Below are 19,583 nucleotides of genomic sequence, written 5' to 3'. Positions count from 1 at the left end.
ACGCCTTCCTTCATATCAGACTCACGATCCCCGCCACCAGCAGGTAACGGACGCCCTTACCCAGGGCGATCAACACACAGGCCGATGGCCAGCCGCAGCGCAGCCAGCCGGCCAGCAGACAGAGGCCATCCCCCACCACCGGCAGCCAGGCCAGCAGCAGGCTCCAGGGACCATAGCGCCGCAACCAGGCCAGGGCCCGTTGCTGACCCCGCTTATCAAACCGCGCCGCCCCCCAACGCCCCGATAACCAGACCCCCAGGCCAAAGGTGGTCAGGGAGCCCAGGGTGTTACCCAGGGTGGCCAGACTCCACCAGTACCACAACTGCTCCGGCTGCTGCTGCATCAGGACCGCCAGCCACAGTTCGGAGCCGCCCGGCAACAGGGTGGCGGAGGCAAACGCGGCGGCGAACAGGCCGCAACCTGCGCCCAGCTCAAACATGGCGGACAACCCAGCTCATGGGCCCATGGACGGCAAATCGGTGGCAAAGGAGGGAGGTCATGCTCTGGCTCTCACACTACACTCAGCTCAGAATAAGAGAGCGAAGAATAACAAGGGATTAACGAGGACGCGATGAGTCGTTTGTTTCTATTGCCCCTGCTGCTGGCACTGTTGTGGTGGGCCTTCTTGTATTACTTCCGCATCCCCTGGCGCCAGGGGCTCACCGGCTTTTACTGGATCATCGGCTTGGGGGGCGGCCTGGCCGCCTTCCTGACCCTGATGATCTGGCTCACCCACTAGCCGGACTCCAATAGTTCTCCAGCAACACCTGGCCCGGCGCCCGCCGGCGATGGCGGCTAAAGCCCAGCGCCTCCAGCGCCGCCAGGCTGTCCGCCACCATGTCCGGGTTGCCACACAACAAGACGCGATCCTGCGCCGGATCCAGACTGAGGCCCAGCCGCTGGGCCAGCACCCCCTGGAGCAGGGCGGCCGGAATGCGCAACGGCAAGGCCCCGGGCCAGGCTTGTCGGGTCACCAGGGGCTGATAGACAAACCGCTCGCCCCACTGACGGCTGTAGTGGGCGATCAACTCGGGATAGACCAGCTCGGCCCCCTCCCGCACCCCGTGCACCAGAACTAGCCGGGCAAAGCGGCGGGCCACGGCGCCGTCGCTCAGCAGGGAGAGAAACGGCCCTATGCCGGTGCCGGTGGCCAGCAGCCAGAGCCGGTCACCTTCGGGGATCTCCGGCTCGGTCAGGAAGCCGCCGGCCTGGGGTGCCAGCCAGAGGGGAGCTCCCGCCGCCTGCTGCCCCAGCGCCGGGCTCAGCCTGCCGCCCTGCACCCGCACCAGCAGGAACTCATGATGATCAGAGCTGGGCGGATTGACGAAGGAGTAGGCCCGCGCCACCCGCTCGCCCGCCAGGTCGAGGGCCAAGCGGGTAAACTGACCCGCCTGGTAGGGCGGCAGCTCGGCCTGCACCCGCAAGGAGAACAGCTTGTCACTCCAATCCCGTCGGCCGATCACCCGGCCCTGGATCCACTCCGCCATGGTTCACCCCCTGTTTTTCTCAGGGTAGATGGATTTTGGGCAATAAAAAACCCGCGACAGGCGCGGGTTCTTTATCGGGGATGCGCGATTACTCGGCAACCACTTCCACCTTGACGGCGGTCTTAACGTCAGCGTGCAGCTGCAGGGCGATCTCGTATTCGCCGGTGTAGCGCAGGGCGCCTTCGGGCATACGAACTTCGCTCTTGCAGATGGTCACACCGGCGGCGGTGACGGCATCAGCCACGTCACGGTTACCGATGGAGCCGAACAGCTTGCCTTCGTCGCCAGACTTGGAGGCGATAACCACCTTCTCCAGGGCTTCGACTTGAGCGGCACGAGCCTGGGCAGCAGCCAGTTGGTCAGCCAGCTTGGCTTCCAGCTCGGCGCGACGGGCTTCGAACATTTCCAGGTTAGCCTTGGTGGCCATAACAGCCTTCCCCTGCGGGATCAGGTAGTTACGGGCAAAACCAGACTTAACGGTGACCTTGTCACCCAGACCACCCAGACGGGCGATCTTATCGAGCAGAATAACTTCCATTACCTTTCCTCGGTATGTGTTGAGTTAGGCCCAGACGCCGATCACTTGTTGTGCAGATCGGTGTACGGCAGCAGAGCCAGGTAACGAGCACGCTTGATGGCGCGTGCCAGTTGGCGCTGATACTTGGCGCGGGTACCTGTGATACGGCTCGGTACGATCTTGCCAGATTCAGTGATGTAGTTCTTCAGGGTAGCGATATCTTTGTAATCGATCTCGGTTACGCCTTCAGCGGTGAAACGGCAGAACTTGCGACGACGGAAATAACGTGCCATTTGCAGTGATCCTCTTAAGTACTCAGTAATTACTCAGCAGCGGCTTCAGCAGCAGCACCTTCTTCCGCGCGATCGTCGCGACGGCCTTGGCGCTCTTCGCGAGCCTTGGCCATCGGAGAGGCTTCGGTCACAGCTTGCTTGGTACGCATGATCATGTTGCGGATAACGGCATCGTTGAAGCGGAAGTTGTTTTCCAGCTCGTCGATCACAGCCTGTTCGGCCTCTACGTTCATCAGCACATAGTGAGCCTTGTGCAGCTTGTCGATGGGGTAAGCCAGTTGACGACGGCCCCAGTCTTCCAGGCGATGGATCTTGCCACCGGAAGTTTCGATCGCGCCGGTGTAACGCTCGATCATACCGGCAACCTGCTCGCTCTGGTCCGGATGAACCATAAAGACGATTTCATAATGACGCATGGATTGCTCCTTACGGGTTAGTAGCCTTCGTCGAGGCTCGGTCGGGCCGTCGAAGGCAAGGAACTTAGTTGGTGTGTTGACCGATTTAAGGCGCGCTATTGTACGTGGGAGACGGGGCGGTGGCAATCCCTGTGTCGATTTTGTCACCGCCCCCAGGCTGGCAGGCTCAACGGCGCTGGCGCACCGCTTCAAACAGGCAGATGCCGGTGGCCACGGAGACGTTGAGGCTGGACACGGCGCCGGCCATGGGGATGCGGATCAGCTGATCGCAATGCTCCCGGGTCAGGCGGCGCAGCCCGCTGCCTTCGGCTCCCATCACCAGGGCCAGGGGCCCGGTGAGCTTGGCATCGAACAGCTCGTCGTCTGTCTCACCGGCGGTACCCACCACCCAGACGTTGCGATCTTTGAGCTCCCGCAGGGTGCGGGCCAGGTTGGTGACCTGGATGAAGGGCACGGTTTCGGCCGCGCCGCAGGCCACCTTGCGGGCGGTGGCGTTGAGGCTCACCGACTTGTCCCGCGGCACTATCAGAGCATGGACCCCGGCGGCATCGGCGCTGCGCAGGCAGGCCCCCAGGTTGTGGGGGTCGGTGACGCCGTCCAGCACCAGCAGGAAGGGGTGCGGCTGCTTATCCAGCAAATCCCACAGATCCGCCTCCTCGTACTTCTTGCCCTCCTTGATGCGGGCAATGATGCCCTGGTGGATGGCCCCCTCGGCCTTGTCATCCAGGGTCTTGCGCTGCACGAACTGGATGCTGACGCCGTACTTGCGCAGCAGGTTCAGCAGGGGCAGCAGGCGGTCATCCTCCCGCCCCTTGAGGGCCCAGGCCTCGATGAAGCGCTCGGGCGCGGTCTCCAGCAGGGCGGTAACGGCATGAATGCCGTAGATCATCTCACTACTCATTTCTTCTTGCCTTGACGTTTAGCCTTGGACGGCACCTTCTTGTCGGCATCCGCCTCCGGTTTTTTGCTGCTCTTGCGCTTCTTGCCGTCACCGGCTCGGGCGGCTTTGGCCGGGCCCTTCCTGGCCGCCGCGGGCGCCGGCTTTTGGCGCGCCCCCTTGCCGCTCTTGCCCCCGTTGCCACCGAGGGCGACCCCGTCCTCCACCAGCACGAAGTCGATCTTGCGATCATCCAGGCTGACGCCCATCACCTTGACCCGCACCTTGTCCCCCAGCCGGTAGACCCGACGGAAGGTCTGGCCGATCAGGGTCTGGCGGGCCGGGTCGAACTGGTAGTAGTCGTTGGTCAGGGTGCTGATGTGCACCAGGCCATCGATGTGCAGCTCGGACAGACGGACGAACAGGCCGAAGCCGGTGACCGAGGCGATGACCCCGTCCAACTCGTCCCCCACGTGATCCTGCATGTATTCGCACTTGAGCCAGTCCGCCACGTCCCGGGTGGCCTCGTCGGCGCGCCGCTCTGTCATGGAGCACTGCTCGCCCAGGGGCGCCACCTCGTCGTACTGGTAGTTGTAGCCGCCGGTGGGGGTCCACTTGTGCTTGGGTTTGCCCTGCTCCTTGGCCAGCTGGAACTTGATGGCCCGGTGCAGCACCAGATCCGGGTAGCGGCGGATGGGCGAGGTGAAGTGGGCGTAGGACTTGAGCGCCAGGCCGAAGTGGCCCTGGTTGTCGGCGCTGTACACCGCCTGCTGCATGGAGCGCAGCAGCATGGTGTTGATGAGCTCGGCATCGGGCCTGTCCTGCACCAGCTCCGCCAGGTCGGCGAAGTCCCGCGGCTCGGGCTCCAGCCCGCCCTTGAGCTCCAGCCCCAGTTCGGCCAGGAAGTGGCGGAAGGTCTCCAGCTTCATCTCGCCGGGCCGCTCGTGGATACGGAACAGGGTATCGGCCTCGTGGTGCTCGATGAAGCGGGCCGCCGCCACGTTCGCCTGGATCATGCACTCTTCGATGATCTTGTGGGCGTCGTTGCGGATGAGGGGCACGATGCGTTCGATCTTGCGCTGAGCGTTGAACACGAAGCGGGTCTCGTCGCTCTCAAACTCCACGGCGCCGCGCTGATGACGGTTGCGCTTCAGGGCGTGATAGAGCTTGTGCAGCTCTTCCAGGTAGGGCACCAGGGGGCCGTAATGCTCCCGCAGGCGCGGGTCCCCGTCCAGGATGGCCGCCACCTTGGAGTAGGTGAGGCGGGCGTGGGAGTTCATCACCCCCTCGTAGAAGCGGTAACCGGAGAGCTTGCCCTGGGCGGAGATGGTCATCTCGCACACCATGCACAGGCGATCCACCTGGGGATTCAAGGAGCAGAGGCCGTTGGACAGCACCTCCGGCAGCATGGGGATCACCTGCTCGGGGAAGTAGACTGAGTTGCCCCGCAGCTCGGCCTCATGATCCAGCGGCTGGCCCGGTCGCACATAGTAGGAGACGTCGGCGATGGCCACCCACAGGCGCCAGCCACCGGCGGGCTTGGCCTGACAGAACACCGCATCGTCGAAGTCCCGGGCATCCTCACCGTCTATGGTCACCAGGGGGATGCCCCGCAGATCCACTCGGCCCGCCTTGGCCTCTTCCGAGACCTCCTCATGGAGATCCTTGATCTGGGTCAGCACCTCGGACGGCCAGACATGGGGGATGCCATAGTTGCGAATGGCCACCTCGATCTCCATGCCAGGTTCCATGTGATCGCCCAGCACCTCGATCACCTCGCCCATGGCGTTGACCCGGGCGGTGGGCCGCTGGGTGATGCGCGCCACCACCATCTGGCCCTGACGCGCCCCCAGGTTCTTGCCGGCGGGGATCAGGATGTCCTGGTCGATGCGGCTGTCATCGGGCACCACGAAGCAGACCTCGTTCTCGATGAAGTAACGGCCGACGATCTCCAGCTCGCGGGATTGCAGCAGGCGCACCAGACGAGCCTCCTGCCGCCCCTTGGCATCGGTGCGGGTGGGCTGCACCAGCACGAAGTCGCCGTGCATCAGGCCGCTCATCTCCCGCGGGCCCAGGAACAGATCGCTGCCACCGCCCTCGGGACGCAGGAAGCCGAAGCCATCCTTGTGACCCAGCACAGTGCCCTTCACCAGGTTCATGCGCGACGGCAGGGCGTAGCTCTTGGCCCGGGTGAAGATCAGCTGGCCATCCCGCTCCATGGCCCGCAGACGACGCCGCAGCGCTTCGACCTGCTCCTCTTCCTGCAGGTTGAACTCGGTCACCAGCTCGGCATGGGATACCGGCGCCTGGCGCTGCTCTATGATGGCGAGGATGAACTCACGGCTGGGAATGGGGTTGTCGTATTTTTCGGCTTCGCGGGCCAGGAAGGGATCTTGTGCGGGCGTATCTTGGGAGGACATAAGTCGGCAGGCCTGTCAGAATTTTGAGGGACGTCAAAAGTATAACGAAAGCCAGTTGCCATTGGCAGCGACGATTTCACAGACAATCGGCAACGGCCGGCTTACACTGAGCCCAACGCCGGCACCCTGTGCAGCCAGAGAACACTCATGTCCAAAGACAGCTTTACCGAGGCCAGCGCCTACCTGAAGCAGGCGCTGCCCCTGATGATCAAGTACCAGATCCCCACCACGCCCACCAATTATGCGGTCTGGTACACCTATGTGGCACAACGCAACCCCGAGCTGAGCCAGGCCATCGACGACTCCATCCGCCAGCAGGGCCACTGCTCGGCCCATACCAGCGAGCGTCTCTATCAGCAGCATGTGGCGGACGAAACCAGCCAGAGCCTGGAGCAGACCAAGCTCAGCCTGGAGGCCATGCTGCTGGAGCTGGGCGCCACCATGGCCGACACCCTGAACGATACCGGCCAGTTCCAGCAGGTGCTGGAAAACAGCTTCGCCAAGCTGAGCCGCTTCGAAAGCGAGGGGCTGTCCATTGAGGAGACCACGGGTCTGGTGCGGGAGCTGATCCAGGGCGGCCGGGGCATCAGCCAGAGCACCCGGCTGTTCAGCGCCCAGCTGGCCGAGGCCAATAACGAGATCGCCGAGCTCAAGCAGAGCCTGGCCAAGAGCCGGGAGCTGGCCTATCAGGATGCCCTCACCGGCCTGTTGAACCGCCGGGCCTTCGACGAGGCGCTGCGGGGCTACCTCAGCAACAAGAGTCCCTTTGCGCTGGTGCTGATGGACATAGACCACTTCAAGCGCCTCAACGACCAGTACGGTCACCTGTTCGGCGATCAGGTGCTCAAGGCCCTGGCCCGCCGCCTGAGCGAAGCCTGCCGCGAGGGCGAAGTCGCCTACCGCATCGGCGGTGAGGAGATGTGTATCCTGTTGCCCAAGCGCAACCTGACGGTGGCCCGCCAGTTCGCCGAAGCCCTACGCCGGGCCATAGAGCGGTTGAGCATCATGGATAGACGCAGCGGCGAGCGGGTCAGCCGCATCACCGCCTCGTTTGGCGTCACCGAATACCAGACGGACGACGACTACGAATCCCTGATGCGCCGGGTAGACGATCTGCTCTATCAGGCCAAGGCCCTGGGCCGCAACCGCGTCATGCCCATGAGTCTGTAAGCGGAATCGAAAAGCGGGAGGCAAGGGCCCGTCGCCATGGCGACGGGCCCTTGTTGTTTGGGGCGATTGTGGTTAGGGGCGACGCACCTGGGCGTCCAATTCGGCCAGCTTGGCCGTCATCACGGCACGGATCTCATCACCATGCTGACGGATGCTCTCCCGCCGCCAGCCGTCGGTGGAAACGGGCAGCAGCATCTCGACGATCACCTCGCCATTGTCCCAGCGATTGAGGTCGATCTGCTCGGCATAGCTGGAGGCCACCACGGGCACCACGGGCACCTTGGCCTGCAGGGCGGTATGGAAGGCACCGGTCTTGAACGGCAGCAGACCGCGCCCCTTGGAACGGGTACCCTCGGGGAACATCCACACCGAGATGCGGCGGCCGCGGATGCGATCCACCACCTGCATTATGGTGTCGATGGCCTTGCTCCGATTGCCCCGGTCGATGAGGATGTTGCCCCCCAGGTAGAACAGGGCACCGAACAGGGGTATCCACAGCAGGCTTTTCTTGCCCACCGCCACCACCCCGGGGCGCACCACGCCGGTCATCACCATGATGTCCCAGTTGGTCTGGTGGTTGGCGGCATAGATGGCCGGCCCCAGGTTACGGCACTGCTCGGGTATGACGAGCTTGACCTTGATGCCCAGCAGCGGGCAGGCCAGGTGCAGCCCCCAGCGGGAGAGCAGGTAGCTGTTGTTGCGGTGGCGCGGCCGGGCCAGGCACAGCAGCAGGCCCAAGACAAACCAGCACACCATCAAGATGCCCAGCAGCAGCACGCGGAAAAACTTAAGCATGGTTATCCCTCTAGATGAAGAGGCCGCAGTATAGCGGCCTCAGCTGGGGTTGGCGATCTGGCCTCACGCGGAGGCCCCCTCCTCGATAACGGGTTCAATCTTGTCCACCCGCTGCAGCCCACGGGGCAGCTTGGCACCGCGCCGCCCCCGCTCGCCCCGATAGTGGGCCAGATCGCTGGGCTTCAAGGTCAGCTTGCGCTTGCCGGCGTAGAGCACCACGGACTGATCCTCCCGCACCAGGGCCAGCTGACTGACAAACTCCTCGCGGCTGGCCAGCTTGGCGCTGCTGATGCCCATCATCTTGTTGCCCTTGCCCTTGGCCAGCTCCGGCAAGTCCTGCAACGGGAACAGCAGCATGCGGCCGTCGGCGCTGATGGTCAGGCAGAGGATGCCGTCGCCATCGGGCACCGGCTGGGGCACCATCACCTCGGCCCCCTCCGGGATGGAGAGCAGCGCCTTGCCGTTCTTGTTCTTGCTGATGAGATCGCTGTAGCGACAGACGAAGCCATAGCCGGCGTCGGAGCAGAGCAGGAAACGCTGCTCCTCCGGTGCCAACAGCACATGGCGGGCCTGCTCGCCGGGGTTGAGGCTGCAACGGCCGGTGAGCGGCTCGCCCTGGGAGCGGGCCGACGGCAGGCTGTGGGCCTCCAGGGCATAGGTGCGGCCCTGGTTGGTGAGGAACACCGCCTGCTGGTTGCTGCGCCCCGGCGCCGAGGCCAGATAGCCGTCGCCGGCCTTGTAGGAGAGGCCAGCCACATCCACCTCGTGACCCTTGGCGGCCCGCACCCAGCCCATCTCCGACAGCACCACGGTTACCGGCTCGCTGGGGGTCAGCTCCTTCTCGGTGAGGGCCTTGGCCTCCTCGCGCTCGATGAGCGGGGAGCGGCGATCGTCACCGTATTTCTCGGCATCCGCCAGCAGCTCTTTCTTCAGCAGGCTATTCATGCGCCGCTCGGAACCCAGCAGCTGTTGCAGCTGGTCGCGCTCCTTGGCCAGCTCATCCTGCTCGCCGCGGATCTTCATCTCTTCCAGGCGGGCCAACTGGCGCAGCCGGGTGTCGAGGATATAGTCGGCCTGGGCCTCGGTGAGCGCGAAGCGGGCCATCAGCACCGCCTTGGGCTCGTCCTCGGTGCGGATGATGTGGATCACCTCGTCCAGGTTGAGAAAGGCCACCAGCAAACCATCCAACAGGTGCAGCCGGCGCTCCACCTTCTCCAGCCGGTGCTGCAACCGGCGGCGCACGGTTTCGCGGCGGAAGGTCAGCCATTCGGTGAGCAGCTGGGGCAGGCTCTTAACCTGGGGCCTGTGGTCCATCCCCAGTATGTTGAGGTTGACCCGATAACTCTTCTCCAGATCCGTGCTGGCGAACAGGTGCTGCATCAGCTGCTCCGCGTCCACCCGGTTGGAGCGCGGCACTATGACGATGCGGGTCGGGTTCTCGTGATCCGACTCATCCCGCAGATCCGTCACCATGGGCAGCTTCTTGGCCTGCATCTGGCCGGCGATCTGCTCCAGCACCTTGGCGCCGGAGGCCTGGTGCGGCAGGGCCGTGATGACGATGTCGCCATCCTCCACCTGGTAGACGGCGCGCATCTTGATGGAGCCCTTGCCGGAGGCGTAAATCTTGGCGATCTCCTCCCGCGGCGTGATGATCTCCGCCGCCGTGGGGTAATCAGGCCCCTGGATATGACCCATCAGCTCGGCCACCCCGGCCTTGGGGTTGTCCAGCAGGGCGACACAGGCATGGGCCACCTCACGGGCATTGTGGGGCGGTATGTCGGTGGCCATGCCCACCGCAATGCCGGTGACGCCGTTGAGCAGGATGTGTGGCAGGCGAGCCGGCAGGTACTGGGGCTCCTTCAGGGTGCCGTCGAAGTTGGGCCCCCACTCCACTGTGCCCTGCTCCAGCTCGGAGAGCAGTAGCTCGGAGAACTTGGACAGCCGCGCCTCGGTGTAACGCATGGCGGCAAAGGACTTGGGATCATCCGGCGCCCCCCAGTTGCCCTGGCCGTCTACCAGGGGATAGCGGTAGGAGAAGGGCTGGGCCATCAGCACCATGGCCTCATAACAGGCCGAATCGCCATGGGGGTGGTACTTACCCAGCACGTCCCCCACGGTACGGGCGGACTTCTTGTACTTGGCCAGGGCCGACAGGCCCAGCTCGCTCATGGCGTAGATGATGCGCCGCTGCACCGGCTTCAGGCCGTCGCTGATATGGGGCAGGGCCCGATCCATGATCACGTACATGGAATAGTTGAGGTAAGCCTGCTCGGTGAAGGTATGCAGCGGCAGCTGCTCCACCCCTTCGAGGCTCAGTTCGACATCACTCATGATGGTTTCTGCTAATTCCGGTTGGCTGCCCCAGGGCGGGGCCTGGCGCCATAATGACACGTTGCGCGACTAGACTACCATCGCCACCCGGAATCACAGCAAGAAAAAGGTGAGAGAGGACACAGGGTTAGGCTTCAGTTGCCACTCCCTGGAAGCTAGCCCCGGGCACGGTGATGCAGGTAGCGCAGCAGTTCGGCGTCATCCTCCCGGATATGGGGCGCCGCCACCTCCTGCAAGAAGCGGGAGACCAGCTCCGCCAGGCTGACCTGCCCCTTGTGGTATTGCCGCAGCAGGGCATCGGCCTGTTGCGCTATCTGTTGGTGTTGCAGGTGATGCTGGGCCAGTTGGGGGTAGTGCTGGTCGGCCATCAGTTGCTCCTCGCAGCGAAAGTGCTCGCGGATCTGGCGATCCAGCGCCGTCAGGCTGGTCAGCAGCTGCGTCTCGTCGGCCGGGTCGGCCAGCAAGGCTTCGAGTTGGACCAACTGACGGGCCAGCTCCTGATGCTGGTGATCCAACAGGGGATGGCCGCTGGGGTGGGAGGGGTAAGGATGCTGGGCTACCACAGGACAAGACTCCTAAACTACCTGCCCAAAACCATAGCACAAGACCATAGGATGAGAAGGGGATATGCCCCGGATGATCCGCCCCCTGATCCATGCTCTAATAGCGCCCAGTTACCCATGCCGAGGTCATCATGCAAGACACCCCCCTGCTGAGCACAGACGAGCTGCTCGATCACGCCTACGAAATCTTTCTGGAGCTGGCCGCCGACAACCTGAGCCAGGAGCAAATCACCCTGTTCAACGCCGAGTTCGAAACCCGCGGCGCCCTGGGTGACAGCGAACCGGATGCCGACTGGCAGGAGTACCTGGACTTTGAGCTGGATCCCGCCCGCCACGTGGAGATCTGCATCGGCCTGCTGGGGGATGACGAGGAGTTCGACACCCTGTTCGCCCGCCTGCTGATGAGCCGGGATCCGGAAGATCGTAATTGCCAGATCCAGTGGCAGGAACGCTAACGCCGGCCGCGCCAACGTCTCAATTTGACTCCCAACGGCTTGGGTCCACCTCCCCCTTGCGCTAAGGTGCAGGCAGGTTTCTCACGGAGGATGTGACCCATGCTGTTTCTTGCCACCCTGCTGGGCCTGGTGCTGCTCGCCGGCCTGTTCATCGCCACCCTGTACAATCGCCTGGTGACCCTGAAGGGGCGTTACGAGAACGCCTTCGCCCAGATCGCCGTCCAGCTCAAGCGCCGCTACGATCTCATCCCCAACCTGGTGGAGACGGCCCAGGGCTACCTGAGCCACGAAAAAGAGACCCTGAGCGCCGTCACCCAGGCCCGCAACGAGGCCCTGGCCGGCCTGCAGGTGGCCCGCGCCCAGCCCGGCGAGGCCGCCGCCCTGGCCACTCTGAGCCAGGCCGAAGGGCGTCTGGGCCAAGCCCTGGCCGGCTTCAGCCTGAAGGTGGAAGCCTATCCCGAGCTCAAGGCCAACGAGACCATGGCCCAGCTGAGCGAGGAGCTGTCCTCCACGGAAAACCGCATCGCCTTCGCCCGCCAGGCCTTCAACGACGCCGTGACCCTGTACAACATACAGCGGCGCAGCTTCCCCACCGTACTCTTGGCCACCACCCTGGGCCACCCGCAGGATGCCAGCCTGCTGGAGATCCCCGGCGACGACCATCAGACAGTACCCAAGGTCAGCTTCCACTAAGCCGCCACCATGCTGGATTTTTTCGAGCAACAGGACAGTGCCAAGCGCCGCAGCCTGAAATGGCTGCTGCTCTATCTGCTGGGGCTGGCTCTGGTCTCCGGCCTGACCGGCCTGCTGTTTCTGGCGGCCTTCAGCACCAGCTTCTGGCGTGGCGGCAGCGTCCAGCTGCTGCTGGGGGCCAGCGCCGCCAGCCTGGGCGCCATGCTGCTGTTTTGCGCCTTTCGCTACCTCAGCCTGCTGCAGGGCGGCCGCAAGGTGGCCGAGGCCCTGGGCGCCCGCCCCGTGCTGCCCGCGCCGGAGGATCCGCTGGAGCGGCGCTTTGCCAACGTGGTGGCGGAGATGGCCATCGCCGCCGGCCTGCCCATGCCGGGCCTCTACCTGCAGGAGCAGGAGCCGGGGATCAACGCCTTCGCCGCCGGCCATACCCTCAACGATGCGGTGATCTGCGTGACCCGCGGCGCCCTGCAGGCCTTGAGCCGGGACGAGCTACAGGCGGTGGTGGGCCATGAGTTCAGCCACATCCTCAATGGCGACATGCGGCTGAACCTGCGGCTCACCGCCGGCCTCTACGGTCTGGTGGGACTGGGCCAGCTGGGCCGCCAGCTGTGGCATGGCGGCAACAGCCGGCGGGGTCGCGGCGGTCGCGGGACCCTGCTGGGGCTGGGGCTCATGCTGCTGGGTTACGTGGGACAGCAGTGGGGCCGCCTGATGCGTGCCGCCGTCAGCCGGCAGCGGGAATTTCTGGCCGACGCGGCGGCGGTGCAGTTTGCCCGCCAACCGCTGGCCCTGGCCAATGCCCTGAAGAAGGTGGGCGGTCATCAGTACGCCTCCTTGATCTTTCACCGGGCCGGCGAGGAGTACAGCCACCTGTTTTTCTGCCAGGGCCTCGGCAGCACCTTCTCCGGCCTGTTTGCCACCCATCCGCCCCTGGCCGAGCGCATTCGTCGGCTGGATCCCGCCTGGGACGGCCGCTATCTGGCTCCGGATCCCGCCGATCCCGCCCCCGAGCACCCCTCCCGGGCCGAGGTGACCAGTCAATGGCTGAAGGAGGCGCCGGTGAGCGCGGCCCTGGCCGGTGCCCTGGCCATCGCCCAGGGCACGACGCCGCCCCCCAAGTCCGCCGAGCCCCGGCTGCTGGAGACGGATCCCGATGGCTGGCTGGCGGTGCTGCCCGCCGACAAGGTGACGGCGGCCCGCGACCCTTGGCTGGCTCGCCAGCTGATCTTCGCCCTGCTGCTGGACGGTGACGAGACGGTACGGCGCCGACAGCTGGCCAATCTTACCCGCGCCGAGGAGGTGGAAGCGCTCGCGACGCCGCTGACCCAGGCCGGTGAGCGACTGGCGTTGCTGGAGCTCTGCCTGCCGGCCCTGCGGCAGCTGAGCCCCCAGCAATACAAGGCGTTTCGGGACGATCTGCTGCAGCTGATGATGGCCGACGGCCGGCTGGCCATCAGCGAGTGGCTGGCCTACCGCCTGCTGACCCACCAGCTGGACAGCCACTTCGGCCGCCGGGCGGCGCCCCTGGTCCGCTTCCACAAGCCGGCCCAGCTGACCGACGAGCTGACGGCGCTGCTCAGCGCCCTGGCCCAGCAGCTGGCCAGCCCCCAGGCGCCGGCCGAACGGCTGTTTGGCCTGGCCTGCAACCAGCTGGGGCTCTACCGGCAACAGTTACAGCCGGAGCCCAGCGTGACAGAGCTGGCCCGTGCCGTGAGCCAACTGCAGCAGGCCAGCGAGCCGCTGCGCCGCCGGGTGCTGCAGACCCTGAGCAAGCTGATCGCCCTGGACCGGCAGGTGAGCGAAGTGGAGCTGGAGTGGTTCCACCTGCTGGCCATCTGCCTGGACTGCCCGATCCCGGCGCCGCGTCTTGGCCCTGGCGGACCCTGACACCCAGACAGCAAAAAGGCCCTGACGGGCCTTTTGGTTTTCGCACACTCGGCATCAATTCTGGGCGGCGGCCGGGCGGGCACCACGCAGCTCATCGGGAGTGATGAAACCATCCCCATTGCGATCCAGAGTCTTGAAATCGCCCTTGGCCGCCTGACGGGCACTCATGCGCTCCTGATGCAGCTTGAGCAGGGTGTCGTATTCGGCGGCACTCAGCTTGCCATTGCCATCCTTATCAGCCTGGTCAAAGAGGTTATTGCCTGGTTGACCCTTGCCCTGATAACCACCGCCGCAACCGCCATGGCGATGGCCATAACCCATGCCACGGGGCATGTCATCATCGTCCATCATGGGGCCATAACCACGCCCCATGCCCATGCCATAAGGCATATCATCGTCATCATCATCCATCATGGCCTGATGGGCATGGCGCAGCTGATCCAGGGTGATGTAGCCCTGCTTGCCGGAGTCCAGCTGCTCGAAGGTGGGCAGTTGGGCCTGGCGCTGTGCCAGACGCTGTTCCATCTGGGCCAGGTGGTCGCTCTGCAGCTTGCGCAGGGCCTCATACTCGGCCTTGTTCAACTGGCCGTTACCGTCCTTGTCTACCTGGCCCAGCATGTAACCACGCTGGAAGGCGTCCCCTCGCTCGCCTTGTTGTGGTGCCCGGCCATCACGGGCCTTGCCCCACTGGCTCGCCATGGCAGAACGCCATTCGTCCCGGGTGATGTAGCCTTGTTTCTTGGTATCCAGCTCGGCGAACTTGGGCAACTTGGCCTCCAGCTGCGCCAGCCGGGCCTGATGCAGTTTTTGCAGGGTGGCAAACTCGGCTGGGCTCAGCTTGCCATCCTTATCGGCGTCCGCCTGCTGGAACAGGGCCGGGCCGCGGGGCTGGGTGGCGGTCGGCGCCTGATCCACAGCCCAGGCCAAGGAGCCCCCGGTCAATACGCTCAGAACCAGCAGTGCAGTCAGTTGTTTCTTCATGATGAGTCTCCTCCTCTTTCGATGTGATCTGAGTATGGAAGAGGGCTGTCGCAGAACTATGTCGCAGGCAGGCTAAGTTGTGACAAAGGGTGACAGGGGTGTCAGGGCTTTACGGCCGTATCTCTATGGGCGTGCCCACCGCCACCACCTGCCACAGCTCGTCCATGTCGCCGTTGAGCAGGCCGATGCAGCCATTGGTCCAGGCGGAGGACTGCACCCCCAGATCCTCGCTGCCGTTGGGCTGGCCGTGGATCAGGATATCCCCCCCCGGCTGCACGCCGCGGGCCTTGGCGGTGCGGCGGTCCACAGCATTGGGATAGGAGATGTGCAACGCCTTGTAGAAGCGGGATTGGGGCCGCCGGGCATCTATGGTGTAGCGCCCCTCCGGGGTTCGGCCATCCCCCTGCTGCAGCTTGTGGCCCAAAGGATTGGGCCCCAGGGCAATCCAGTAGCGTTTGATGACTTGGCCCTGGTGATAGAGGATCAGGCTGTGGCGGGCCTTCTCCACCACTATGAGGTCCACGTCCGGCGGAATAAACCAGGCGGCCCGCAACGGCAGGCTGCACAACAGCAGCAGCAGGCCCAGTCCCCTCATAGACCGCTGGCCGGGAATTGCCGTTTCAGCTGGCCCAACAGCTGATCCAGGATGCGGGCCATGCGCGCCTCGCGCTGCGTCGGATCCAGGCTGGCGGGCATCACATCGCTCTGCACAGCCCCACGCCAGACCGAGCGCCCCGTCTGGCTATCCACCAGATCCAGCACCATGGCCCCCTTGGGATAGCGACTGCTGCCGGCATAGCCGGGGTTGAGCCCCCAGCGTTGCTGCAGATCGGCGTCGCTCAGCAGCGTGTCGCTACCCAGCTCGAAACGAAACAGGTAGCGGGCCTGCTCACTGGCGGTGATGGGCAGCCCCGCCTCTATCATGCGCTGGGTCAGCAGCAGGCTGATCCTGGCCTCCGCCTTCTCCGCCGCAGAGGAGTCCGTCAGCCAGACATGGTTGCCCTGGTTCGCCACCGCAAAGCTCGGCTCGGCCGCCAGTTCCCCCTGCAGGCCACCAGAGACCACCACCAGCGGCAGGGAGCTGGGCATCTCCTGGGCAGGCGGAACAGACTGGCAGGCAGTCAGTAAGGAAAACAACATGATAGCGGGCAGTGACTTGGTCATGGCTCTCTCCGGCAAATAGACGCACCAACTCTAGCAGCGCCCTCCAAAAGTCGCCATCTCCCCTCGCCAAAGGTTAACGCTGGGCTCATATCTGGCCCGCGCAAGCCGCCGCGGATGGCCATGGCGACAGCGTGTCGGCTTGGCGGTCACCAACACCCGCAACAAAAAAACGGGGCCACCACGGCTAATGCCAGTCAGTTAAGCCTGACTGGCATTGTTTTTACTAGGTTTTCTCGTCGCATACTTCTGTGGTTTGGCTTTGACACACCTGGGATAACTTCGTTCTCGGCGGGCAGGTAACTTGAACTGCTCCGCCTGTTTGTCCATGTCGGCGACGCGGGCTGGAATATTCCCCGGTGATACGAACGGCAGGCAACTGAGCTCATGCAGCAGATACACCGATGCCATGTGAAAGCTCAGCTGGCTGGCCGTATAGCCTTTTAAGCTCGCCGCCATTCTAACCATCTGATATCTCAGCAGGTTATAGGCCAATACCAAGCCCCATAGCTCCTGCCTTACTCCATCGGGTTTCTTGCTGCGCAGCGTCAGCCTGTGCTGTTGCAGGCTCTGTTTCATCTCCCGATAGCCCAGCTCGATTTCCCAGCGATTCTGGTATAGCTCCATCAACTCGCTGGCCGGGAAGCGCATCGGGTCGGTTAGCGACGTCAGCACCTGGCGCTCCTTGCCATTCACCGTCCGGGTCAGCAGCCGGGCTTCGAGCTGCTCCGGTAACTCGCTCCACTTCTTCTTAGCCTGCGGACTGGCGGTGAGCCGTACCAGCGCATCCTGCCGCCCCAGCTTGCGGATGACCTCGTATTGCGTGCCCTTTTTCAGCGGAATAAGCCAGTGACGCGCCACGCCCTGGCATTGCCAGGCGTGTAGCAATCCCAGTGAGTAGAAGCCCTTATCGAACAGGGTCAGGCTGTTATCGGGTGTTTTTTCAATGAGTTGCTCTGCCAGCACCATCTCGTTCACCGCACAGGAGTCCATCACGGTCTGAGTCAGCAGGTGACTGGTCAGCTCCATCTGACACAGCATGCGTACCTGGGGATACTGCGTCTCGCCCTGGCCGGTTTTCGACTTGGCAAAGGCACCGGCATTGTCCTGGGTATCGGGGGTGCGCCAGACCACCCCATCGACGGCCAGCAGCTGCAAGCCGGCCCAGGTTGGGTGCTGACACTGCTGATGCCAGAGCGTAGCGGTCTGCTGGAACACCTGTTGAACGGCTCGGTCAGCCAGTTTTTGGCGCGCCTGGATGAAGGCACTGGGAACGACGAATGGCCGGTCGCCGGGTAACAGGATATCGAGCTGGTTGGCCAATTGGGTCATGGGGACGTGACGAAACAAGGACATACCGATAATGGCCCACAGCACCCGCTCCATGGGCATGCGCCGTCGACGCAGGGAGACCGAGCCTGTCTTGGCCAGGCAGGCCTGCACCAGTTCAGGTGACAGCAGGTCAGACAGGGACTCAAATTTTCCGGGAGGACAGGCGTGAATGAAGTCGAGAGCTTGGTCGATGCGCATAAAAAATCCGAAACCCAACAAGGAGTTTCGGATTTTTACACAGCCTGAGGATCGGTCAATGGATCCTTAACTGATCGGCATTAGGGCCACCACGGCCCCGCTCTTCTGTTGGTAAAGCCGGCGCTAGAGGATCGCCAGGTTGCCCTTGGTCTCCAGCCACTCCCGCCGATCCGAGGAGCGCTTCTTGGCCAGCAGCATGTCCATCAGTTGCAGGGATTGCTCGGCATCCTCCAGGGTCAGCTGCACCAAGCGGCGGGTATTGGGATCCATGGTGGTTTCCCGCAGCTGCTTGGGATTCATCTCCCCCAGCCCCTTGAAGCGGGTCACCTGGGGGGTACCGCGCTTGCTCTCGGCCTTGAGCCGCTCCAGTATCCCCTCCTTCTCTGCCTCGTCCAGGGCGTAGTAGACCTCCTTGCCCAGGTCGATGCGAAACAGGGGCGGCATGGCCACATGGACATGGCCCCTGGCCACCAACGGCTTGAAGTGCTTGAGGAACAGGGCGCACAGCAGGGTGGCGATGTGCAGGCCGTCCGAGTCGGCATCCGCCAGTATGCACACCTTGCCGTAGCGCAAGTCAGACAGATCGTCGCTGTCCGGATCCAGACCTATGGCCACCGAGATGTCATGCACCTCCTGGGAGGCCAGCACCTGGCTGCCATCCACCTCCCAGGTGTTCAGGATCTTGCCCCGCAGCGGCATGATGGCCTGGAACTCCCGATCTCGCGCCTGCTTGGCGCTGCCACCGGCCGAGTCCCCTTCCACCAGAAACAGCTCACCCTGCATGGGGTCGGAACAGGCACAGTCGGTGAGCTTGCCCGGCAGGGCCGGCCCCTGTACCACCTTCTTGCGCACCACCGTCTTGGCGGCCCGCAGCCGGCGCTGGGCCGAGCTGATGCACAGCTCCGCCAGCTGCTCGGCCAGCTCAGTATGGGCGTTGAGCCAGAGGCTGAAGGCATCCTTCACCACCCCGGAGACGAAGGCGGCACACTGCCGCGAGGAGAGCCGCTCCTTGGTCTGGCCGGCAAACTGGGGATCCTGGATCTTCACCGACAGTATGTAGGCGCAGCGCTCCCAGATGTCTTCCGGCGTCAGCTTGACGCCACGGGGCAGCAGGTTGCGGAATTCACAGAACTCCCGCATGGCATCCAGCAGGCCCTGGCGCAACCCGTTGACGTGGGTGCCCCCCTGGATGGTGGGGATCAGGTTGACGTAGGACTCCGCCAATGAGTCGCCCCCCTCCGGCAGCCAGCACAGGGCCCAGTCCACCGCCGAAAACTCGGCGTGGAAGCTACCCACGAAGGGCGGATCCGGCAGGATCAGCGACTCCTTGACGGTGTCGCACAGGTAATCCTTGAGGCCGTCCTGATAGCACCACTCGTGCACCTGATCGCTGGTCTTGTCCTCGAAGCGGATGGCCAGCCCGGGGCAGAGCACCGCCTTGGCCTTGAGAATGTGGATGAGCCGCGGCACGGAAAACTTGGGGGAATCGAAGTAGCGCTCCTCCGGCCAGAAGTGCACCCGGGTGCCGCTCACCCGCCGGCCGCAGGTGCCGGTGATGGTGAGATCCGAGACCTTGTCGCCCTGCTCGAAGGCCATCTCGTAGACCTGACCGTCCCGCTTGACGGTGACCTCCACCCGCTTGGACAGGGCGTTCACCACCGAGATCCCCACCCCGTGCAGACCGCCGGAGAACTGGTAGTTCTGGTTGGAGAACTTACCCCCGGCGTGGAGCTTGCACAGGATCAGCTCCACCGCCGGCACCCCTTCCTCGGGGTGGATATCCACCGGCATGCCGCGGCCATCGTCGATCACCTCCAACGAGTGATCCGGGTGCAGTATCACCTCCACCCGGCTGGCATGGCCGGCCAGGGCCTCATCCACGCTGTTGTCGATGACTTCCTGACCCAGGTGATTGGGTCGGCTGGTGTCCGTGTACATGCCGGGGCGCCGCCGCACCGGCTCCAAGCCGTTTAAGACCTCAATGGACTCGGCGGTATATTGATTGCTCAT

General features: G+C 64.1%; 20 protein-coding genes. 5 read left to right on the top strand and 15 right to left on the bottom strand.

Annotated features, from left to right (window positions below; translation table 11 throughout):
• Positions 1-10: 10 nt before the first annotated feature.
• Complete coding sequence (locus ABHF91_RS02865; protein WP_409421973.1) at positions 11-448, bottom strand: YqaA family protein; 438 nt, start codon at positions 446-448, stop codon at positions 11-13.
• Positions 449-571: 123 nt separating this feature from the next.
• Here ABHF91_RS02865 and ABHF91_RS02860 point away from each other — a divergent pair, with 123 nt between their 5' ends.
• Positions 572-739 carry a hypothetical protein gene (locus ABHF91_RS02860; protein ID WP_409421972.1) on the top strand — a complete coding sequence of 56 codons (168 nt, stop codon included), beginning with the start codon at positions 572-574 and terminating at the stop codon, positions 737-739.
• Here ABHF91_RS02860 and ABHF91_RS02855 read toward each other — a convergent pair.
• The 6 genes from ABHF91_RS02855 to rnr all read right to left on the bottom strand — a co-directional run bounded on the left by ABHF91_RS02855 (position 729) and on the right by rnr (position 6,010).
• Positions 729-1,487: a ferredoxin--NADP reductase gene (locus ABHF91_RS02855; RefSeq protein WP_409421971.1), complete on the bottom strand. Its 759-nt coding sequence runs from the start codon at positions 1,485-1,487 to the stop codon at positions 729-731. The genes ABHF91_RS02860 and ABHF91_RS02855 overlap by 11 nt on opposite strands.
• An 88-nt stretch (positions 1,488-1,575) precedes the next feature.
• On the bottom strand, positions 1,576-2,025 hold the full coding sequence (rplI, locus tag ABHF91_RS02850) for a 50S ribosomal protein L9 (RefSeq protein ID WP_409421970.1): 450 nt from the start codon (positions 2,023-2,025) through the stop codon (positions 1,576-1,578).
• 41 nt (positions 2,026-2,066) lie between these two features.
• Positions 2,067-2,297, bottom strand: coding sequence for a 30S ribosomal protein S18 (gene rpsR / locus ABHF91_RS02845; RefSeq protein ID WP_345014441.1), 231 nt, complete (start codon positions 2,295-2,297; stop codon positions 2,067-2,069).
• Between the two features lie 29 nt (positions 2,298-2,326).
• Complete coding sequence (gene rpsF, locus ABHF91_RS02840; protein WP_345014443.1) at positions 2,327-2,713, bottom strand: 30S ribosomal protein S6; 387 nt, start codon at positions 2,711-2,713, stop codon at positions 2,327-2,329.
• Positions 2,714-2,879: 166 nt separating this feature from the next.
• A complete protein-coding gene (gene rlmB, locus ABHF91_RS02835; RefSeq protein WP_409421969.1) occupies positions 2,880-3,614 on the bottom strand; it encodes a 23S rRNA (guanosine(2251)-2'-O)-methyltransferase RlmB in 735 nt (244 codons plus the stop codon).
• The gene (gene rnr, locus ABHF91_RS02830) at positions 3,611-6,010 is read right to left on the bottom strand and encodes a ribonuclease R (protein WP_409421968.1); all 2,400 of its coding nucleotides are present in this window, start codon (positions 6,008-6,010) and stop codon (positions 3,611-3,613) included. Before rnr ends, rlmB begins: the two co-directional genes overlap by 4 nt.
• A gap of 147 nt (positions 6,011-6,157) precedes the next feature.
• Between rnr and ABHF91_RS02825 the strand changes: the two genes are divergently transcribed.
• Positions 6,158-7,180, top strand: a complete 1,023-nt coding sequence (locus tag ABHF91_RS02825; RefSeq protein WP_409421967.1) for a GGDEF domain-containing protein — start codon at positions 6,158-6,160, stop codon at positions 7,178-7,180.
• A 72-nt stretch (positions 7,181-7,252) separates the two neighbouring features.
• Here the strand turns inward: ABHF91_RS02825 and ABHF91_RS02820 are convergent, their stop codons facing one another.
• The 3 genes from ABHF91_RS02820 to ABHF91_RS02810 all read right to left on the bottom strand — a co-directional run bounded on the left by ABHF91_RS02820 (position 7,253) and on the right by ABHF91_RS02810 (position 10,869).
• Complete coding sequence (locus tag ABHF91_RS02820) at positions 7,253-7,975, bottom strand: 1-acylglycerol-3-phosphate O-acyltransferase (RefSeq protein WP_409421966.1); 723 nt, start codon at positions 7,973-7,975, stop codon at positions 7,253-7,255.
• Between the two features lie 63 nt (positions 7,976-8,038).
• Complete coding sequence (gene parC / locus ABHF91_RS02815; protein WP_409421965.1) at positions 8,039-10,306, bottom strand: DNA topoisomerase IV subunit A; 2,268 nt, start codon at positions 10,304-10,306, stop codon at positions 8,039-8,041.
• Positions 10,307-10,461: 155 nt separating this feature from the next.
• Positions 10,462-10,869: a bacteriohemerythrin gene (locus ABHF91_RS02810; RefSeq protein ID WP_409421964.1), complete on the bottom strand. Its 408-nt coding sequence runs from the start codon at positions 10,867-10,869 to the stop codon at positions 10,462-10,464.
• Positions 10,870-11,000: 131 nt separating this feature from the next.
• Between ABHF91_RS02810 and ABHF91_RS02805 the strand changes: the two genes are divergently transcribed.
• The 3 genes from ABHF91_RS02805 to ABHF91_RS02795 all read left to right on the top strand — a co-directional run bounded on the left by ABHF91_RS02805 (position 11,001) and on the right by ABHF91_RS02795 (position 13,901).
• Positions 11,001-11,324: an HI1450 family dsDNA-mimic protein gene (locus tag ABHF91_RS02805; protein ID WP_409421963.1), complete on the top strand. Its 324-nt coding sequence runs from the start codon at positions 11,001-11,003 to the stop codon at positions 11,322-11,324.
• A 99-nt stretch (positions 11,325-11,423) separates the two neighbouring features.
• On the top strand, positions 11,424-12,017 hold the full coding sequence (locus ABHF91_RS02800; RefSeq protein WP_409421962.1) for a LemA family protein: 594 nt from the start codon (positions 11,424-11,426) through the stop codon (positions 12,015-12,017).
• A gap of 9 nt (positions 12,018-12,026) precedes the next feature.
• A complete protein-coding gene (locus ABHF91_RS02795; protein ID WP_409421961.1) occupies positions 12,027-13,901 on the top strand; it encodes a M48 family metalloprotease in 1,875 nt (624 codons plus the stop codon).
• Between the two features lie 54 nt (positions 13,902-13,955).
• Here ABHF91_RS02795 and ABHF91_RS02790 read toward each other — a convergent pair whose 3' ends face one another.
• The 5 genes from ABHF91_RS02790 to parE all read right to left on the bottom strand — a co-directional run bounded on the left by ABHF91_RS02790 (position 13,956) and on the right by parE (position 19,583).
• The gene (locus ABHF91_RS02790) at positions 13,956-14,882 is read right to left on the bottom strand and encodes a hypothetical protein (protein WP_409421960.1); all 927 of its coding nucleotides are present in this window, start codon (positions 14,880-14,882) and stop codon (positions 13,956-13,958) included.
• Positions 14,883-14,991: 109 nt separating this feature from the next.
• Positions 14,992-15,477 carry a murein L,D-transpeptidase family protein gene (locus ABHF91_RS02785; protein ID WP_409421959.1) on the bottom strand — a complete coding sequence of 162 codons (486 nt, stop codon included), beginning with the start codon at positions 15,475-15,477 and terminating at the stop codon, positions 14,992-14,994.
• A complete protein-coding gene (locus ABHF91_RS02780; protein ID WP_409421958.1) occupies positions 15,474-16,046 on the bottom strand; it encodes a DUF4136 domain-containing protein in 573 nt (190 codons plus the stop codon). The genes ABHF91_RS02785 and ABHF91_RS02780 overlap by 4 nt, the downstream gene beginning before the upstream one ends.
• Positions 16,047-16,244: 198 nt before the next feature.
• The gene (locus ABHF91_RS02775) at positions 16,245-17,573 is read right to left on the bottom strand and encodes an IS4 family transposase (protein ID WP_409420458.1); all 1,329 of its coding nucleotides are present in this window, start codon (positions 17,571-17,573) and stop codon (positions 16,245-16,247) included.
• Between the two features lie 123 nt (positions 17,574-17,696).
• Positions 17,697-19,583 (bottom strand): DNA topoisomerase IV subunit B, encoded by a 1,887-nt coding sequence (gene parE, locus ABHF91_RS02770; RefSeq protein ID WP_409421957.1) that lies wholly within the window; start codon positions 19,581-19,583, stop codon positions 17,697-17,699.

The sequence above is a fragment of the Pseudaeromonas aegiceratis genome (genome assembly GCF_046254905.1).
GTDB classification, from domain to species: Bacteria; Pseudomonadota; Gammaproteobacteria; order Enterobacterales; family Aeromonadaceae; genus Pseudaeromonas; species Pseudaeromonas aegiceratis.
Note: the sequence above shows the minus strand (reverse complement) of the source record. Positions and strands in the feature narration are given on the sequence as shown.

Excerpts from the sequence above, each read along its gene's own strand:
- ABHF91_RS02805 (WP_409421963.1), top strand. The coding sequence starts at position 11,001 with ATGCAAGACACCCCCCTGCTGAGCACAGACGAGCTGCTCGATCACGCC.
- rpsF (WP_345014443.1), bottom strand. The coding sequence starts at position 2,713 with ATGCGTCATTATGAAATCGTCTTTATGGTTCATCCGGACCAGAGCGAG.
- rlmB (WP_409421969.1), bottom strand. The coding sequence starts at position 3,614 with ATGAGTAGTGAGATGATCTACGGCATTCATGCCGTTACCGCCCTGCTG.
- ABHF91_RS02785 (WP_409421959.1), bottom strand. The coding sequence starts at position 15,477 with ATGAGGGGACTGGGCCTGCTGCTGCTGTTGTGCAGCCTGCCGTTGCGG.
- ABHF91_RS02775 (WP_409420458.1), bottom strand. The coding sequence starts at position 17,573 with ATGCGCATCGACCAAGCTCTCGACTTCATTCACGCCTGTCCTCCCGGA.
- ABHF91_RS02790 (WP_409421960.1), bottom strand. The coding sequence starts at position 14,882 with ATGAAGAAACAACTGACTGCACTGCTGGTTCTGAGCGTATTGACCGGG.
- parC (WP_409421965.1), bottom strand. The coding sequence starts at position 10,306 with ATGAGTGATGTCGAACTGAGCCTCGAAGGGGTGGAGCAGCTGCCGCTG.
- ABHF91_RS02800 (WP_409421962.1), top strand. The coding sequence starts at position 11,424 with ATGCTGTTTCTTGCCACCCTGCTGGGCCTGGTGCTGCTCGCCGGCCTG.
- ABHF91_RS02860 (WP_409421972.1), top strand. The coding sequence starts at position 572 with ATGAGTCGTTTGTTTCTATTGCCCCTGCTGCTGGCACTGTTGTGGTGG.
- ABHF91_RS02820 (WP_409421966.1), bottom strand. The coding sequence starts at position 7,975 with ATGCTTAAGTTTTTCCGCGTGCTGCTGCTGGGCATCTTGATGGTGTGC.
- ABHF91_RS02780 (WP_409421958.1), bottom strand. The coding sequence starts at position 16,046 with ATGACCAAGTCACTGCCCGCTATCATGTTGTTTTCCTTACTGACTGCC.
- ABHF91_RS02825 (WP_409421967.1), top strand. The coding sequence starts at position 6,158 with ATGTCCAAAGACAGCTTTACCGAGGCCAGCGCCTACCTGAAGCAGGCG.
- parE (WP_409421957.1), bottom strand. The coding sequence starts at position 19,583 with ATGAGCAATCAATATACCGCCGAGTCCATTGAGGTCTTAAACGGCTTG.
- rplI (WP_409421970.1), bottom strand. The coding sequence starts at position 2,025 with ATGGAAGTTATTCTGCTCGATAAGATCGCCCGTCTGGGTGGTCTGGGT.
- rpsR (WP_345014441.1), bottom strand. The coding sequence starts at position 2,297 with ATGGCACGTTATTTCCGTCGTCGCAAGTTCTGCCGTTTCACCGCTGAA.
- ABHF91_RS02855 (WP_409421971.1), bottom strand. The coding sequence starts at position 1,487 with ATGGCGGAGTGGATCCAGGGCCGGGTGATCGGCCGACGGGATTGGAGT.
- ABHF91_RS02795 (WP_409421961.1), top strand. The coding sequence starts at position 12,027 with ATGCTGGATTTTTTCGAGCAACAGGACAGTGCCAAGCGCCGCAGCCTG.
- rnr (WP_409421968.1), bottom strand. The coding sequence starts at position 6,010 with ATGTCCTCCCAAGATACGCCCGCACAAGATCCCTTCCTGGCCCGCGAA.